Consider the following 16,879-nt stretch of genomic DNA (forward strand, 5'->3'; position numbering starts at 1 on the left):
ATTGTGTCTGACAGACACAATTTTCAGATATTAAAATAATATACTTTTGGCTAAATTGCAAACCAAATGCTGGAATCTAAGCAAGACTTGAGATACGTCTATAATGTATTAGTACATCTGACTCTTCATGCAGCAACAGGTTGTCATGCGCTGGAAAGTGAATATCACGTGATGTCACATTGATTATAAGGCTTGAAAAACGTATCATCAAGCAGTAACATACTTTACCGTATCCGCTCTTTGTTGCGCTGGCAATGACATCATTATGAAGTCATGGCAGGCAAGCTACAACGTTCAGGGACATGGATCAGATTGACCAACATTATAAGGGCCGAAGGAGATCATAAGATGGAACAAAACGTACAGCAAGTAGTGAACTCATTCAAGCAGCTCGTACATAAGATTACGAGTTATTATGAAGCGCTCGGTCTGCTCGGCTGGGATCTGCGTACAGGAGCACCACGTAAAGGGGCTGAGCTTCGTGCAGAAACGATCGGTATTCTGGCTACAGAAGCGTTTAAGCTGTCTATTTCAGAAGAAATGGGTGGTTATGTAGAATTTTTGTCCCGTCCAGAGATCGCAGAGCAATTAAGTGAGGTGGATCGTCGTTCTGTCAAAGAATGCAAGGCTGAATATGATCGCAGTCTCAAAATTCCACCCGAGCGTTTTCAAAAGTATTCCAGCCTGACGACTCATGCACAGACGGTGTGGGAGGAAGCAAAGCACAATAATGACTTTGTTGGCTTTGAGCCGCTGCTACGTGAGATTGTAGATATGAAGCGTGAATTTATCGATTACTGGGGTGTGAAGGATACTCGTTACGATACTCTGCTCGATATGTATGAGCCAGATATGACCGTAGCGAAGCTGGATGCTGTATTTGATCGACTCAAATCACGTCTTGTGCCATTACTGCAAAAGATTCAGCAGTCTGGCTATACGCCAGAGCATGATTTTCTCAAGCAAAATTATGATCTGCAAAAGCAAGAGGAGATTGGCCTGTTCCTGCTGAAGCAAATGGGCTATGACTTTGAAGCTGGACGTCTCGACGAAAGTGAGCATCCATTCGCAACAGGCTTAAATCCAGGCGATGTACGGATTACAACGCACTATTATCCAGATGATCTGCTCAGTGCGATCTTTAGCTCGCTGCACGAAGGTGGACATGCACTGTATGAGCAAAATATCTCGACTGATCTGGTGGGTACAGGTCTGGCTACAGGTACATCAATGGGAATTCACGAATCCCAATCTCGTTTCTGGGAAAATGTAGTGGGTCGCAGCCGTGTATTCTGGGATCAATACTATGATCGCCTACAGCAACTGTTCCCTGAGCAGCTTGGCACAGTAAATAAGGAACAGTTCTATCAGGCAGCGAATCGGGTGGAGAATTCACTGATTCGTATTGAAGCGGATGAGCTGACTTATAATTTGCATATTATTATTCGTTATGAAATTGAAAAAATGCTGTTCAATGAGAATCTTGCGGTTGCGGATCTGCCGAAGGTGTGGAATGCGAAGTACAAGGAATATCTCGGTATTGAGCCACCAACCGATGCGCTGGGTGTATTGCAGGATGTGCACTGGTCGGGTGGAGACTTTGGCTATTTTGCCTCGTATTCACTGGGGAATATGTATGCTGCACAAATGACGCATACGATGCGTAAGGAACTACCACAATTCGAAGAATGGATTGCTGCGGGTAATCTGCTGCCGATCAAAGAATGGCTGACCGACAAAATTTATCGTTTTGGTAAGAGCAAAACGCCTTCCGAGCTGATTATGGATATTACGGGCGAAGAGCTGAATCCGGATTATCTGGCGAATTATTTGGAAGAGAAATACGCGGATATTTATAAGCTGTAATGGATTGAAGTAAGTGTTTGTTCGCCTTGGAAATAGCTGATTATGAACTAAACAGAACGTCTTGGCATTTGACGTAAATGGTTTGGAGAAATGAGTAGCAAAGGACGAGAGCACGAGATATCCTTGAGCAAGAGCAAGAGCAAGAGCAAGAGCAAGAGCAAGAGCAAGAGCAAGAGCAAGAGCAAGAGCAAGAGCAAGAGCAAGAGCAAGAGCAAGAGTGGGGTCATGAAGACAAAAAAGCTCGTATTTAACTACAATAAGTGTAGTTAGATGCGAGCTTTTTGCTATCTGAATTTGAATAGAAACATACGATTGATGCTATGATATAGTTTGATGCAATATAAAATGCTTTTTTTGAAATTAGTGCCTATCACATTTATATGCAGATCATCCAAGTGGTGGCTAACTCATAAAAATCTACACGAATAATGCGAAGATCAAATTTCAATACTGTAGTATCATTTAAAACTCTCGCGTACGTTCAAACACCTGTTCCAGCGCTTGCCTATCGATTTCCAGAGTAAAAGCGTGCTGGTCATCTAACTGCTGCTGTAGCGCATCAAGCAACTCATTGAGAGAAGCAGCGATTTCTTCACGCTCGATCGTGTCGATACAGTCTGATTGGGCATCCAGCGTATTAAATGCTTCCGTGTACATCTCGATCATCGCGGTCAGCTGTGACATCAGACTTGTGCTATCATGCGTATGCTGCGCCCAATCGCGAATGTTTTTCAGGCATTGCTTATATAGGGTAGCTGCTTTTTTAGCATCTGCGGGCTTGATATGCTCTCTTCCGTCCCAGTCGCGGAAGGGATTATTCAAGTTTTCGGCGAGCCATTCGGGCTTGCGTGGCTTGGTAATCTCTAGATCAAGCGTCGTTGCTGCCAGCTTTTTATAGCGAGCCTTAATTGATTTGGCAGCGTCAGCGGGGAGGCTGGTGAGCCAGAGCGTCTGTAGCTGTGGTAATTGCGATGGATCAGGGAACTCGTCACCAGCGAATCCGAATAGATCGAAGGTGCTGAAAAATTGCAGAGCTTCCAGACGCGCAATAGAAGATACGCCTGACAGTGTACCTGGCTTGCCCCATAATCTTAATTCGCTTAGTGCTGGATAGGTTGCAGTCACCTCTTGCAGATCTAGCTGTTCGATACCGTGAATAAGCAGTGCTTGAAGCCGATTCAGTCCAGTTAATACGGGTGGCGTTGATGTCACACTGAGTGTGAGCGCATGACCTTCTCCATACGCATCGATATGTAATCCACCTGCCTGCTCGCCAACAAGGCTGAGAAATTCTATCTCCTTATTGAGAGTGAGCTTCTGTAAAGAGCCTTGCCGTATAATCAAACGATTTAGATGAGTATCACTAAAATCCAGCTCAGTCATATCATGCTGGTCAATATGCAATTCGAGAATAAATGGATTGTGCTGTAAAAAAGGGATGATCGCAGTTGTAAAATGGTTTATTTCAATATGTGTCAGGCAATAAAGCTGTTCTAATGCAGCAATATCTGCATCGGAGGTGGTTGAAAAATTACGTAGGGTAGACGTATTCTTTTTGACCGTCATGCCTGCAATGGTGATGGTACTCTCATCGCTACGTGCCTGTTTAAATCGCTGTCTGCGTTCCTTGTCGATCGCTTCCCATTTACGTTGCTCATATAGACTGTTGCCGATATCCCAATGGGTATCATAGGAGCGGCAGAGCTCTGTAATAAGTGGGGGAATATTACCTGTAAGTATGTAATCTGCTGGAATCTCTGCTTCAACAAAGCGATGATCCCAATCATCATTCCAAAAATAAAAGCTACGGATCATCGGCTGGAGCTGATCCAGTTGGTCATGCTGAAGCGGCGTATCGCCTGACCAATCCAGCTGCACAATCGCAGCCAGAGTTTGCGAGCTTTTGCCATCAGACTCTTTAAGCTCTGTTACCTGACAGGCGGTATACTGTCCAAGCAGACTGGAATAAGCGCAATAAATATCTCCTACCGTCGGAATCATAATGATCTCCTTTCATTCCTACATACATAGCATTATAGAGAGCTTGAGCATGGCATACAAGAAAGGATACGCACATCCGAAAATCTTCCTTACTATATAATAGAAAGAATAATAGAAAAGGGTGGAAAGTAATCGCTATAAGCTAAAAAATGACTGAGAAATTATGACAATAATTCCTGCGCGATGAAGAAGGTCATAGGTGATACTTATACATTAGAATCATAGCGCAACATATAATTATTGTTACATATCGCGGAGTTAGGACAATAAATACTCTATAAATGAAGAGTGTGATATCTATTGTATTGCTTCTATTGAATAGGATAATTGGAAATAATAAAGCTAATATTTGAATAAATTAAAATGGGCATATCGGGCAGTAATGCAGATTTTGGCAATGGATAAGCTTGTTATCGGTGTGTTTTTGCGCTTATTTTCACATTGTCGAATAGTTGAAAATAAAGTAGGATGAAAATGACATATCATTTGATTCGGAAAACGTATGTAGGATGCGAACGCAGATTCAAATGAATTAAACAAATAGACAAATGGATAGAAGACAGGTAAGGAGAGAAAAACAAATGGGTTTCCGTGTGATCAAGACCGCTATTGCCGCTCTGCTGGCTGTCGTTGTAGCCAGTACGTTAGGGGTTCCGAGTGCAATGTCGGCGGCACTACTTGCTATTCTGGGGGTAGATGTGACACGCAAGCGTAGCTTGATGACGATCTCGGCGCGTTTTTTTGCATCGTTGATCGGAATGATCTGTGCGTTTGTGTTATTTTCGGTATTCGGGTTTCAGCACTGGGTATTTGCACTTTACATTTTGATTGCATTTCCGATCATTACGCGTGCAGGCTTTAGCGGAGGAATTGTGACCAGCTCGGTTGTTGTTGTCCATATTTACAACGGTGGCTTGTTAACGATGCATGCGATGCTTGTGGAGGTTGCACTGCTGCTAATCGGTCTTGGTTCGGCAGCTGTTGTCAATCTGGCGTATATGCCGAATCCACATGCGAAGCTCCATGCGATCAGGCTGGAGATCAATGATCTGTTATCTCGCATGTTCGCTCAGATTGCACGTACGCTGGAGGACCCGAGTTACGTATGGGATGGCAAGGAAGTGATCGAAGCTGGTAAAAAGGTAGAGCAGGGACTCGCCGCTGCCAAGCGTGAGCAGGAAAATCAGTTTCTACATCCCGATGAATCCTGGATCGTGTACTTCTATATGCGTAAGCAGCATCTGGATTCGATTCAAAATATGATGCAGCTTGTATCTCAGCTTTATCGTAAAATGCCTCAGGCTGCGCGAGCAGGAGGAATTTTCGAGCAGCTTGCCGAAGATGTAAAGACACCGCATTATACAGGCAAAACAGAAGCGTTACTCGTTCGTTTTCAAGAGGAATTTAGTAAAATGGATCTTCCGGTAACACGAGAGGAATTTGAAGTGCATTCAGCGATCTTGCAGCTTTGTCGTGAGCTGGAGCAATATTTGAAAATTTCAAAGCGAGATAAAGCAAGAAACCCCTTGCTAAGTCAGGATAATAAGGTAAAATAAGGATAAGCCTATAGGCAGTAGCTATCACCGTTATAACAAACGGTGATAGCTTTTTTGTTAAAATCTTTTGACCAAATTGAAAAAAAGATAAATTTTATTGACCTGTGGAAGATTATGAATATAAAATGATAACAATCTTATGAAGTAAGTTTACATGGCGTTAAAGTTTGAGATGAGGGGGCAACCAGAATTTTGAACACAGAACCGGTATTGCAAATCAAGGGTCTGACGGTGTCTTTTCGGATCAGGGAGCAACATTATCCCGCTGTAGACCAGCTTGATTTAACGATCAACAAGAATGAGGTTTTGGCTATCGTCGGGGAATCCGGCTGCGGTAAAAGTGCACTGGCACTTTCTCTTACACGGCTGCATGATAGCAAGAACACACGTATTGAAGGAGAGCTGCTCTTCAAGGGACAGGATCTGAACAAGCTGTCTCCCGGACAAATGAACAAAATTCGGGGCTCCGAGATCGGTATGATCTTTCAGGACCCGCTCACTGCGCTTAATCCGCTGATGACGATCGGCAGACAGATTGAAGAGAATCTGGATTATCATACATCGTTATCGAAAAAGGAAAAGACCAAGCTTATTTACGAATTACTCGAACATGTTAACATTGTTAACCCGCAACGTGTGTATGAGCAATATCCACACGAGTTATCTGGTGGTATGAGGCAGCGTGTAATGATTGCAATCGCGATCGCTTGCCGCCCATCCCTGATTATTGCGGATGAACCGACAACAGCATTGGATGTTACGATTCAATCGCAAATTCTCGACCTGCTCAAGCAGCTCCAGGCTGAAACCGAAGCAGGTATCGTACTGATCACACATGATCTTGGTGTTGTTGCCGAAATGGCGGATCGTGTTGTCGTAATGTACGCAGGAGAAGTCGTCGAGATCGCCAGTGTATATGAACTATTTAACAATCCGCTCCATCCGTATACCCGCTCATTACTTGCTTCGATGCCGGCAGCCAATGCCGAGCAGGATCAGCTTCATGTGATTCAGGGACGTGTCCCTTCCTTGCAAAATATCCCGCGTGGTACATGCCGCTTTTCTGAGCGTATCCCGTGGATTCCGCAAACGGCCCATGCTGAGCAGCCAACATTAAATGAGGTTGGTACCGAGCACTGGGTACGCTGCACTTGTTATCAGCATTTTCATTTTGAAGATGAAGGAAAGGAGCACGTACTGGATGGCATTGCTGGAGCTAAATAACCTCAAGGTGCATTACCCGATTCGTGGCGGCTTTTTCCAGCGTGTAATCGATCATGTCAAGGCAGTAGATGGATTGTCCATCAGCATTGAGCCAGGTAAGACATACGGTTTGGTTGGTGAGTCTGGCTGTGGTAAAACGACTACAGGACGGGCCATTATCGGCTTGAACAAAATTACAGATGGAAAAGTAACCTTTGAAGGTCAGGATTTGACCCGTATGGCGCATAAAAATCAACATCCGCTGCGCCGTGATATACAGATGATCTTTCAGGATCCGTATTCTTCGCTTAATGCGAGAAAACGTGTTATTGACATTATTGCTGAGCCACTGCGTAACTTTGAAAAGCTCAGTCCAGATGAAGAACGTCGTCGCATTCAGGATTTGCTGGAGCGTGTCGGTCTGAACCCGGAAGCGGCTTTCAAATATCCGCATGAGTTCTCTGGCGGTCAGCGTCAACGGATCGGTATTGCGCGTGCACTGACGCTCAATCCGAAGCTGATCATTGCCGATGAGCCGGTATCCGCATTGGATGTATCCGTACAGGCTCAAGTATTGAATTTTATGAAAGAAATTCAAAAGGAATTTAATCTTACGTATCTGTTCATCAGTCACGATCTCGGTATTGTTCGCCATATGTGCGATCAGATCGGTATTATGTATCGTGGACGACTGGTAGAGCAGGGTAACACAGAGGATATTTATGACAATCCTCAGCATGTGTATACACGTCGCCTGATATCGGCGATTCCGAATATTGATCCAGGTCAGCGCCAGGAGAGCGCGAAGCTGCGCCGAGAGATTATGTCTTCCTATCAGGATGACCTCAAACAACTACTTGACGCAGAGGGGAAACCGCTTGCACTGAAAAGTATCAGTTCATCACATCAGGTAGCACTACCGTAACGTAAGGGGGAACTAATAATGTGGAAATTTACGCTTCGCCGTATTCTGATCATGATTCCCCAGCTGTTCGTGCTCAGTGTACTGGTATTTTTCGTAGCCAAAGCAATGCCCGGTGATGCGCTGACCGGTTTGATTCAAAATAATCCTAATTTGAGCCCGCAAATGATCGCTGAACAGCGTGAGCGCATGGGCTTGAATGATCCGGCGATGGTGCAATATGCACGTTGGGTCGGTAATTTGTTCCATGGAGATCTGGGCATCTCGTATGTTCACAAAGTGGACGTAACGTATCTGATCGGTAGTCGTCTTGCCAACACTTTTTATCTTGGCGTAGCTATTCTTATTCTTACTTATATCATTTCGATTCCACTTGGTATTCTTAGTGGACGTTATCAGAACAGTTTGCTCGATAAGACTATTACGGGTTATACGTACTTAAGCTTTGCTACACCATTATTTATTTTTGCACTTGTTGTCGTGTTTGTGTTTGGGTTCCAGTTAGGCTGGTTTCCAACGAGTGGTAGTGTAGATGCCGGCGTACAGCCAGGCACATGGGATTATTTTATGAATCGGCTTCATCACTTGTTGTTGCCTGCGTTTGCTGGGGCTTTTGTAAGTACAACAGCGACCATTCAGTATTTACGCAATGAGGTTATTGATACTCGTTTGAAGGACTTTGTTAAAACAGCTCGTTCTAAAGGTGTACCAGAATCGAAAGTATATTCTCGTCACATCCTGCGCAATTCGCTGTTACCAATCGCTGCTTTTCTGGGCTATGACCTGACTGCGGTACTGGCAGGTAACTTGTTTATCGAATCGATCTTTGGTTATCCAGGACTGGGTCAACTGTTCCTACAATCCATTACACAGCGTGACTTCTCTGTTGTTACAGCACTCGTTATGATCTCAGGTCTGCTTGCCCTTATAGGTACATTGCTGTCCGATATCATTTTGAGCTGGGTCGATCCGCGTATTCGGATTAGCTAACACGCGAAGATTACCATAACGGGATAGATCATCCCGGTATCTGAACATGAACGGAGGAAGAGACTGAGTATGGGAATGCGTGCAGAAACATTTGCTCCTGCTGAAACGATTCAAAAGTCACCATCCAGTTGGTCGATTCTAGGCAGGGAATTAATTAAAGATAAGCTGGCAATGAGTTCACTGGTGTTTTTAATTATATTTTTGATTGCAATTTACGGTTCTACCTTCTTTATTGATCAAGCAGCTGTTACCAAGGTCGATCTGATGTCGATTAAGGCGCCACCAAGTAGCGATCACTGGCTCGGTACAGACCTTGCTGGTCGAGATATTTTCGGTCAGGTCGTATTGGGGGCACGTAACTCCTTTACAATTGGCTTTATGATTACCATATTGGCCGCAGCAATTGGCTTGACGATTGGTTTGATCGCTGGATTTTTCGGTGGAATAATCGATAATGTGATCATGCGTTTTATTGATTTCGTGCTTGTATTGCCATTTCTAATGCTCGTTATCGTCTTTGTTACGATTGTGCCAAAGTATGATATATGGGCATTCATATGGATTATGACCGCCTTCCTCTGGGTCGGCAAAGCAAGGCTAATTCGCGCTAAAGTGCTTGCTGAGCGAGAACTGGACTATGTACAGGCTTCCAAAACGCTAGGTACGCCAAACTGGAAAATTATTGCGTTTGGTATTTTGCCTAACCTTAGCTCCATTGTCATCGTTAACATGACGCTCAACCTGGCTGGTAATATCGGTATTGAGACAGGCTTGTCCTACCTCGGTTTCGGTCTTCCGGACGGTACACCAAGTTTGGGTACAATTGTCAGTAACGCAACTGACCCGAACATTTTACAGAACTACTGGTGGATGTGGTTACCAGCATCGCTGCTGATTTTGGTTCTTATTCTGGCAATTAACTTTATCGGTCAAGCTTTGAAACGTGCGACAGATGCCAGACAGCGGTTGGGATAATAAATGTAAGGCATGTTTATCAAAAAAGGAGGAAGGTTTATGTTGGGAAGTAAAAAGAGAAGTCTTAAAACATTATCCATTCTAATGATCGCGCTAGTATTGGTGCTATCTGCGTGCACTAAGAGCACGCCTGCAACGGATACATCTTCAACAACTCCGCAAACAAATGAGGCAACAAAGGACACAGGTAAGTTCCCAAAAGCAGCAACAAATCAAAATCCAGCTATTCAAGGTGGTACGATGACATACGGTCTCGTATCGGATACACCATTTGAAGGTATTTTGAACCCTGTATTCTACAGTGGTAATCCTGACTTTGAGGTTATCCAATTCTTCTATCCTTCTTTGTTTAACAATGATGCAAGCTTTAACATTAAAGACGGTGGTGCCGCTACACTGAGTTTCTCTCAAGATAACAAAACGGCAACTGTAAAAATTGATGACAAGCTAAACTGGACTGATGGTAATCCAGTAACAGCCGAAGATTATGCATTTGCATTTGAAGTCATCGGTAACCCAGACTATGATGGTGTGCGTTACGACTCCACCTTTACAAATATCGTGGGCATGGAAGACTACCATGCTAAAAAAGCAAAAACAATCTCTGGTATTAAAGTTGTAAACGATAAAGAACTGCAAATCTCCTTCATTAGCCCAGATCCAAGTATTAAGGCTGGTCTGTGGTCTTACCCACTGGAGAAAAAGGTATTTGGCGACATTCCAGTAGCTAAAATGTCTTCTTCTGATCCAGTTCGTAAAAACCCAATTGGTTATGGACCATTCAAAATCAAATCGATGGTTACAGGTGAGTCTGTACAATTCGAAGCAAACAAAGACTACTTCCATGGTGCACCGAAGCTCGATGGTGTAAACCTGAAAGTGGTTAATCCAAGCGTTATTGTTGAATCTCTTCGTTCCGGTGATATCGACATGGCTAGCTTCCCAACAAGCGCCTACGATGAAAAAACACTGCCTACGAACATCGAAATGCTCGGTGTACAGGATCTGGCATACTCCTACCTTGGCTTCAAGCTCGGTAAATGGGACAAATCCAAGGGTGAAAATGTAATGAACCCGGATGCAAAAATGGCAAACAAATCATTGCGTCAAGCAATGGGCTATGCGATGAACAATGCACAGGTTGGTGAACAGCTGTATCATGGTCTGCGTACAGCAGCATCCTCGCTGATCATCCCTGCATTCTCTGATTACTATGATCCAAGCATCAAAGGTTATACGTATGATCCGGAAAAAGCAAAACAATTGCTGGATCAAGCCGGTTATGTAGATAAAGATGGCGACGGCTTCCGTGAAGATCCTAAGGGTAATAAACTAGTAATTAACTTTGCTTCTATGAGTGGTGATAGCGTTGCTGAGCCACTGGCACAATTCTACATCCAGAACTGGAAAGATGTTGGTCTGAATGTACAATTGCTGGATGGTCGTCTGCAAGAATTCAACTCCTTCTACGATCGTATTGAAAAAGATGATCCAGACGTAGACATCTATTCTGCAGCATGGGGAACAGGTACAGACGTTAATCCAGCAGGTCTGTATGGACGTACAGCACAGTTTGACTACTCCCGTTATACAAGCGAAGAGAATGACAAACTGTTGAAAGAAGGCGTGTCTGAGAAAGCATTTGACAATGCTTACCGTAAAGATGTGTACAAGCAATGGCAAGAGCTGATGATCGAAGACGCACCAGTTATCCCAACACTGTATCGTTATGGTCTGACTGCAATCAACAAACGTATCAAAAACTTCGATATCTCCTATGGTAGCGGCTATGGCGGTGACGCATTGGCTGGTATTGAATTGACTGCAGACAAACCTGTTACACAATAATTCAATACACGTATATGCTTCCTACTTGTGTAATGCTAGGATGGAGCGATAAATGGAATCGGGAAGCTATAGCTTCCCGATTTTTTTGTATGCAAAAGTAAGGATGAGAGAGTAAAGTATAATTAAATATACATATCAAAAATGGGAAAATAACATTTATTTTACATGATTTATCAATAGAATTTAAATCAGTAGATTATATTAAGTGCTCTACAAAATAATTTCATTGAGAAATGGATGGTATGAGATACGAAAGAGTAGCAAACTAATATTTTATTAAGCTGTTTTGAACCTACATAATGCATTAACTTTATAAAGAAAAGGAGACGCAAAATGAAAATTGTGCTAGCTACATGGAATAAATCCAAGCAAAAGTGGCTGAAGGAAGGGCTGCGCTCACTACCTTTCCCAATTCTGACACTGGAGCATGATCAGTATAAGCATATTAGCGATGTCGAAGAAACAGGAGATACCTGTGAAGCTAACGCATTGCTAAAAGCTCGAACGATTCCTAACGATGGTCAATCTATTATCATCGGTGAGGATTCAGGATTGTTTATACAAGCACTGGGTCATTTTCCTGGTGTAAAAACAGCCAGATGGATGGACGGCACAGATGATGATCGAGCAGCCAAGATTTTAGAGGACATGGCCGATATATCCGAACGGGATGCCTATTTTCAAAGTGCCCTAGCAGCTGTTTTCCCAGATGGCGATTCGATCGTAGTCGAAGCCAAATTACCGGGCAAGATTGCAAGGAATTCTCGTGGTGATCAAGATACTGGATATTCACAAATCTTTGAACTTGCTCATGGACAAACAATTGCGGAGATGGAACCTAAAGCATTTGAGCGAAATGATCATCGCCGTATGGCAATTGCGAAGCTAAAGACTAGTATTGAAGAGAAGATGCATGAGCATACAAATGAGTATTAAAAACAGAGTAAGAGGTATTGCTCTAATGACAGGCGTAGCAGTACTAGGGGATGCGATGCTCTTTGTCGTTCTTCCTATTTACTGGCAAACGTTTGGCTTGGATGCTGTCTGGCAGATTGGTCTGTTGTTGTCGGTCAATCGGCTGATTCGTCTTCCTGTTAATCCATTGGTAGGCCTATTTTATAAGCATTTTCAGTTAAGAACAGGAGTAATTCTGGCTCTGGTTATTGCAATTATTACCACTGCCTCCTACGGATTATTGCATGACTTCTGGGGATTGTTAATTATGCGAGCCTGCTGGGGAATCGGCTGGTCGTTGCTTCGGTTAGGTGGATTTTTGAGCATTGTCAATATAACAGATGATAGCAATCGAGGAAAGTATATTGGATTATACAACGGATTATGGGGATTAGGCTCGCTATGTGGGATGTTGAGTGGCGGGATTCTGGTAGACCAGACGTCGGTTATGTTTGTAACCACTTTATTTTCTATCATTGGGCTGTGTTTTCTACCATTGGTATGGCGGATTATTCCTAAGCATACTAACGATACGGAGCAGGCTAAAGCTTCATTGCCGGGTACATATATAAGGTCTCCGTACTTCTCCTTGGTTTTGATGACGGGTGGGAGTGTTGGCCTGGTTATTTTTGGATTATTCTCTTCAACGCTTAGTCCATTAATCGGCCGTATCTATGCAGGTGAATGGAACTTTCTTACGTTAGCTATAGGAGCGGCAACGCTGACAGGATTAATTCAAGCTGTTCGATGGGGCTGGGAACCATGGGTTGCTCCTTTTTATGGAAAGAAAATTGATGCTAGTCGCTCGCTTTATCCGATGCTGCTTGTTCCTTTATTGATTGCTGGCGTTTTATTTGTTGTACTTGGAAGCTTGAGCTCGATTGCTGTGCTTCTAATCTGTTTGTTTATTTTCCAAATGAGCTCTACCTTGCTAGTCACTGCGACAGATACATTTGCTGCGAATGCCGCCGCAAAGACAGATCGTGTTAAAGCGATGACGTTGTATACTATTTTCGTTGATGTTGGAGCAGCGTTAGGTCCTTTGTTATCGTATTTAATTATGAGTATATATGAAGTGAATGTTGTCTACTTTTTAGCTGGTAGCTTCTTATTGATGCTGGCAATGGTTTGGATCATTTTTGCTAAGTATTCACCTTATGCGTATCGATCTGCTTCACCAGCGCCTGGGCATCAAGATTAACATGTAGAGATAGCTTGTTTTGATGATACAACGTTATAAATAGAGAGTATGTCTTTGTACTTAGACAATAAATAACCGCTCGTAGCTATGTGCTTCGGATGCTTAGTCGTATGCTGATTCTCAGTTGAATCATATTATGCTAATGACCAATCGAATAAAGCCGCTTGTGATCCGTGCGATCATAGGCGGCTTTTGATTTTTAGCTTAAGTTGAAGACGAGTAATTTTTATGAGAGCATTACCCCGTGACTAATCAATTATGGTGAACTACTGGCTATAGTGAGCATAACGACTGGTTGGGAGAAGCGTAGAACTTTTCAGGTTCTTTCGTTATAATAGAAAGACGAACACGCATTTGCATATGGTTGCTTCTTCAGAGAAAAGAATCCGTTATTGTTATGACGGGATAGTAGTAGCAGGAAGTGATCATTTAAATGATGCAGATGAGTTATAGCTATAGTACGCTATGAAGTCTGATCGTTATGATCTGAATATAGAAATACACGTTTGTCTGGAGGGGCATGATGAATCAATATACACCGATGATGCAGCAGTATCTTAATATAAAAGAGCAAGCACAGGATGCGTTCCTGTTTTTCCGGCTGGGGGATTTTTACGAGCTGTTTTTTGATGATGCGATCCTGGCTGCTAAGGAGCTAGAAATCACACTAACAGGTAAAAATGGCGGTCCGCCGGAGCGGATTCCGATGTGCGGTGTACCCTATCATTCGGCAGAGGGCTATATTCATCGTCTGATTGAAAAAGGCTACAAAGTCGCAATCTGTGAACAGGTCGAGGACCCGGCAACAGCCAAAGGCATCGTCAAGCGCGAAATCATTCGTGTTGTGACACCCGGCACGATGATGGAGAGCAAGGCGCTAAGCGACAAAGCGAACAATTATATGATCTGTGTAACCGAGCTGGACGGTAAGATGGCACTGGCGGCATGTGATCTATCGACAGGAGAGCTACATGTCACCTCTTCGCCAGCTTCACAGGAATGGCTGCGAGACGAGCTTGGATTATATGAGCCATCCGAAATTATTGGTCAGGTAGAGCTAGTGGATGATGCCTATCGTCAAGCCGCTCAGCTTGGACGCAAAATTTTGTATACACCCTGGGAGAAGCAACGCGAGGAGCTGGCACGTCAGCAGTTTGGCGAAGCGGCATGGGCGCGACTGGATGAAGAGCGTCAAGCCTGTGTAGCGCTGTTAATCGCCTATTTAAGCGAAACCCAAAAGCGTTCACTCGGACAGCTCACCCATATTAATGCGTATGAGCCCGAAAATTATATGATTTTGGATCCGTTCACTCGCCGCAATCTGGAGCTGGTAGAGACTGTACGAGAGCGTTCTCGCAAAGGGACTTTATTATGGCTACTGGATCGCACCGAAACACCAATGGGTGGACGGATGCTACGCCGTTGGATCGATAAGCCGCTATTGTCCAAACGACTGGTTGAGGAGCGTCTGGAAGCGGTAGAGAAGCTACATCAGGGACTCATACTGCGTGAGGACTTGAAGGGACAGCTTAAAGGCATCTACGATCTGGAGCGTTTAGTTGGACGGATGGCATTTGGTACGGCTAATGGCCGCGATATGCTTGCTCTGCGTGATTCGCTTATGCGTATTCCAGAGCTACGCATGATGTGCGAGGATTCGCCATCGTCTACGCTACAGCAGATTGCGGCGCATCTGGATGAATGTGCTGATCTGGCAGAAGCGATTGGTCATGCTATCGTGGATGATCCACCGATCTCTGTACGTGAAGGCGGCTTGATCCGCAAAGGCTATCATGAGCATCTGGATGAGCTACGCGAAGCAAGTGTGAACGGTAAGCGCTGGATTGCTGAGCTAGAGGCAGCAGAGCGTGAAGCGACAGGTATTCGCTCGCTCAAAATTGGGTATAACAAAGTGTTTGGCTATTATATTGAAGTAACACGTTCTAATCTGGCGCAATTGCCAGAGGGACGTTATGAGCGTAAGCAGACGCTGGCGAATGCAGAGCGATTCGTTACGCCGGAGCTGAAGGAGAAGGAAGCACTCATTCTGGAAGCACAGGAAAAAATGGTCGATATTGAGTATGATCTGTTTGCAGAGCTGCGTAATCGTATCTCGACACAGGTTGCACGTCTCAAGCTGCTGGCAGAAAAGGTAGCTGAGATCGATGTGTACCAATCTTTTGCTACAGTGAGTGCAGAACGTGGCTTTGTGAAACCTGTTCTAACCGAGCAATATGATCTGCGTATTGCGGATGGGCGTCATCCAGTCGTTGAGGCTGTGATGAATAATACGAATTTTATTTCCAATAGTACGGATATTACAGAGGCAGGCGCGAACATACTGCTTATTACAGGCCCGAATATGGCGGGTAAGAGTACGTATATGCGTCAGGTTGCATTGCTGTCGATTATGGCGCAGGTCGGATGCTTTGTGCCAGCAGGTGAAGCGGAGATTCCTATGGTGGATCGCATCTTTACACGGATCGGGGCAGCCGATGATCTGATTGGCGGACAAAGTACATTTATGGTGGAAATGGCAGATATTCAGGTCATGACTGAGCGTGCGACTCGTCGTAGCTTAATCATTATTGATGAATTGGGACGCGGAACGTCCACCAGTGAAGGAATGGCAATCGCTCAGGCTGTTATTGAATATGTGCATCATGAGATTGGCTGTAAAGCGCTGGTATCGACGCACTTTCATGAGCTAGCACATCTGGAAGAAACGCTAGAGCATTTGAGCAATTTCTCTATGGCAGTACGCGAGAGTGGAGATAAGGTACACTTTTTGCGTAAGCTTGTGCCGGGTGCGGCGAGCAGCAGCTATGGCATCTACTGTGCTCAGCTGGCAGGCTTACCAGGTAGCATTATCAGTCGTGCCAATGTGCTATTAGAGCGAATGGAGCAGGCGGCAACGACGACTGTGGTCGCAGGGGATGATACGAACGACTTCACAACCTCCTCCGTAACGACACGCAAGGCGAATGAGGCAACAGGTCTGCGTGAAGAACCAGCCGCTTATGCCGCTGTGTCAGCTAGAGAGCAGATTGCTGTACTGGATGCCGCCGAGCCGGAACCAGCGGCAGACCGCACGATAGCCCGTCAAACAGCAGACAATCAGCAATTATCGCCTACAGCAACAGAACAGTCTGTGACACCGCAACAGGATCAGGAGATTGTCCAGCTGTCTATTTTCGGTGAAGAGGAAGTGAAGCCTACTCGAATCAAAGAAGATCCGCTGACCAAGCAGATCATTAGCCAGATTCAAGGGGCAGATCTGATGAATATGACACCGCTGCAAGCGATGCAGCTATTAAACGAACTAAAAATGAAAACGATGCGTGCGTAAATGAAGGTTATGGC

The 16,879-nt window shown here is 44.4% G+C and carries 11 protein-coding genes; 10 read left to right on the forward strand and 1 reads right to left on the reverse strand.

The genetic code is table 11. The features are described from left to right. Positions 1–348: 348 nt before the first annotated feature. Positions 349–1,866 carry a carboxypeptidase M32 gene (locus SK066_RS10365; RefSeq protein WP_320544593.1) on the forward strand — a complete coding sequence of 506 codons (1,518 nt, stop codon included), beginning with the start codon at positions 349–351 and terminating at the stop codon, positions 1,864–1,866. Positions 1,867–2,328: 462 nt separating this feature from the next. Here SK066_RS10365 and SK066_RS10370 read toward each other — a convergent pair whose 3' ends face one another. After that, positions 2,329–3,867, reverse strand: coding sequence for a hypothetical protein (locus tag SK066_RS10370; protein WP_320544594.1), 1,539 nt, complete (start codon positions 3,865–3,867; stop codon positions 2,329–2,331). 581 nt (positions 3,868–4,448) lie between these two features. On the opposite strand from SK066_RS10370, the gene SK066_RS10375 reads away from it, so the two are divergent. From SK066_RS10375 to mutS, 9 genes are all read left to right on the forward strand, one after another. Beyond that, entirely contained in the window at positions 4,449–5,423 is a 975-nt protein-coding gene (locus SK066_RS10375; protein ID WP_320544595.1) for an aromatic acid exporter family protein, read from the forward strand. A gap of 192 nt (positions 5,424–5,615) precedes the next feature. Continuing rightward, positions 5,616–6,647, forward strand: coding sequence for an ABC transporter ATP-binding protein (locus SK066_RS10380; RefSeq protein WP_320544596.1), 1,032 nt, complete (start codon positions 5,616–5,618; stop codon positions 6,645–6,647). Continuing rightward, a complete protein-coding gene (locus SK066_RS10385) occupies positions 6,625–7,551 on the forward strand; it encodes an ABC transporter ATP-binding protein (protein ID WP_320544597.1) in 927 nt (308 codons plus the stop codon). Before SK066_RS10380 ends, SK066_RS10385 begins: the two co-directional genes overlap by 23 nt. An 18-nt stretch (positions 7,552–7,569) precedes the next feature. After that, positions 7,570–8,538, forward strand: coding sequence for an oligopeptide ABC transporter permease (gene opp4B, locus SK066_RS10390; RefSeq protein ID WP_188777816.1), 969 nt, complete (start codon positions 7,570–7,572; stop codon positions 8,536–8,538). Positions 8,539–8,613: 75 nt separating this feature from the next. Beyond that, positions 8,614–9,513 carry an ABC transporter permease gene (locus SK066_RS10395; RefSeq protein ID WP_188777848.1) on the forward strand — a complete coding sequence of 300 codons (900 nt, stop codon included), beginning with the start codon at positions 8,614–8,616 and terminating at the stop codon, positions 9,511–9,513. A gap of 39 nt (positions 9,514–9,552) precedes the next feature. Beyond that, positions 9,553–11,361 carry an oligopeptide ABC transporter substrate-binding protein gene (gene opp4A / locus SK066_RS10400; RefSeq protein WP_320544598.1) on the forward strand — a complete coding sequence of 603 codons (1,809 nt, stop codon included), beginning with the start codon at positions 9,553–9,555 and terminating at the stop codon, positions 11,359–11,361. 333 nt (positions 11,362–11,694) lie between these two features. Then, complete coding sequence (locus SK066_RS10405; RefSeq protein WP_320544599.1) at positions 11,695–12,297, forward strand: non-canonical purine NTP pyrophosphatase; 603 nt, start codon at positions 11,695–11,697, stop codon at positions 12,295–12,297. Between the two features lie 25 nt (positions 12,298–12,322). Then, a complete protein-coding gene (locus SK066_RS10410) occupies positions 12,323–13,516 on the forward strand; it encodes an MFS transporter (protein WP_320544600.1) in 1,194 nt (397 codons plus the stop codon). A gap of 523 nt (positions 13,517–14,039) precedes the next feature. After that, on the forward strand, positions 14,040–16,865 hold the full coding sequence (gene mutS / locus SK066_RS10415) for a DNA mismatch repair protein MutS (protein WP_188777846.1): 2,826 nt from the start codon (positions 14,040–14,042) through the stop codon (positions 16,863–16,865). Positions 16,866–16,879 lie beyond the last annotated feature (14 nt).

The sequence above is a fragment of the Paenibacillus hunanensis genome (assembly GCF_034055775.1).
GTDB classification, from domain to species: domain Bacteria; phylum Bacillota; class Bacilli; order Paenibacillales; family Paenibacillaceae; genus Saccharibacillus; species Saccharibacillus hunanensis.

Excerpts from the sequence above, each read along its gene's own strand:
- opp4B (WP_188777816.1), top strand. The coding sequence starts at position 7,570 with ATGTGGAAATTTACGCTTCGCCGTATTCTGATCATGATTCCCCAGCTG.
- SK066_RS10395 (WP_188777848.1), top strand. The coding sequence starts at position 8,614 with ATGCGTGCAGAAACATTTGCTCCTGCTGAAACGATTCAAAAGTCACCA.
- SK066_RS10375 (WP_320544595.1), top strand. The coding sequence starts at position 4,449 with ATGGGTTTCCGTGTGATCAAGACCGCTATTGCCGCTCTGCTGGCTGTC.
- SK066_RS10410 (WP_320544600.1), top strand. The coding sequence starts at position 12,323 with ATGACAGGCGTAGCAGTACTAGGGGATGCGATGCTCTTTGTCGTTCTT.
- SK066_RS10405 (WP_320544599.1), top strand. The coding sequence starts at position 11,695 with ATGAAAATTGTGCTAGCTACATGGAATAAATCCAAGCAAAAGTGGCTG.
- mutS (WP_188777846.1), top strand. The coding sequence starts at position 14,040 with ATGAATCAATATACACCGATGATGCAGCAGTATCTTAATATAAAAGAG.
- SK066_RS10365 (WP_320544593.1), top strand. The coding sequence starts at position 349 with ATGGAACAAAACGTACAGCAAGTAGTGAACTCATTCAAGCAGCTCGTA.
- SK066_RS10370 (WP_320544594.1), bottom strand. The coding sequence starts at position 3,867 with ATGATTCCGACGGTAGGAGATATTTATTGCGCTTATTCCAGTCTGCTT.
- SK066_RS10385 (WP_320544597.1), top strand. The coding sequence starts at position 6,625 with ATGGCATTGCTGGAGCTAAATAACCTCAAGGTGCATTACCCGATTCGT.
- opp4A (WP_320544598.1), top strand. The coding sequence starts at position 9,553 with ATGTTGGGAAGTAAAAAGAGAAGTCTTAAAACATTATCCATTCTAATG.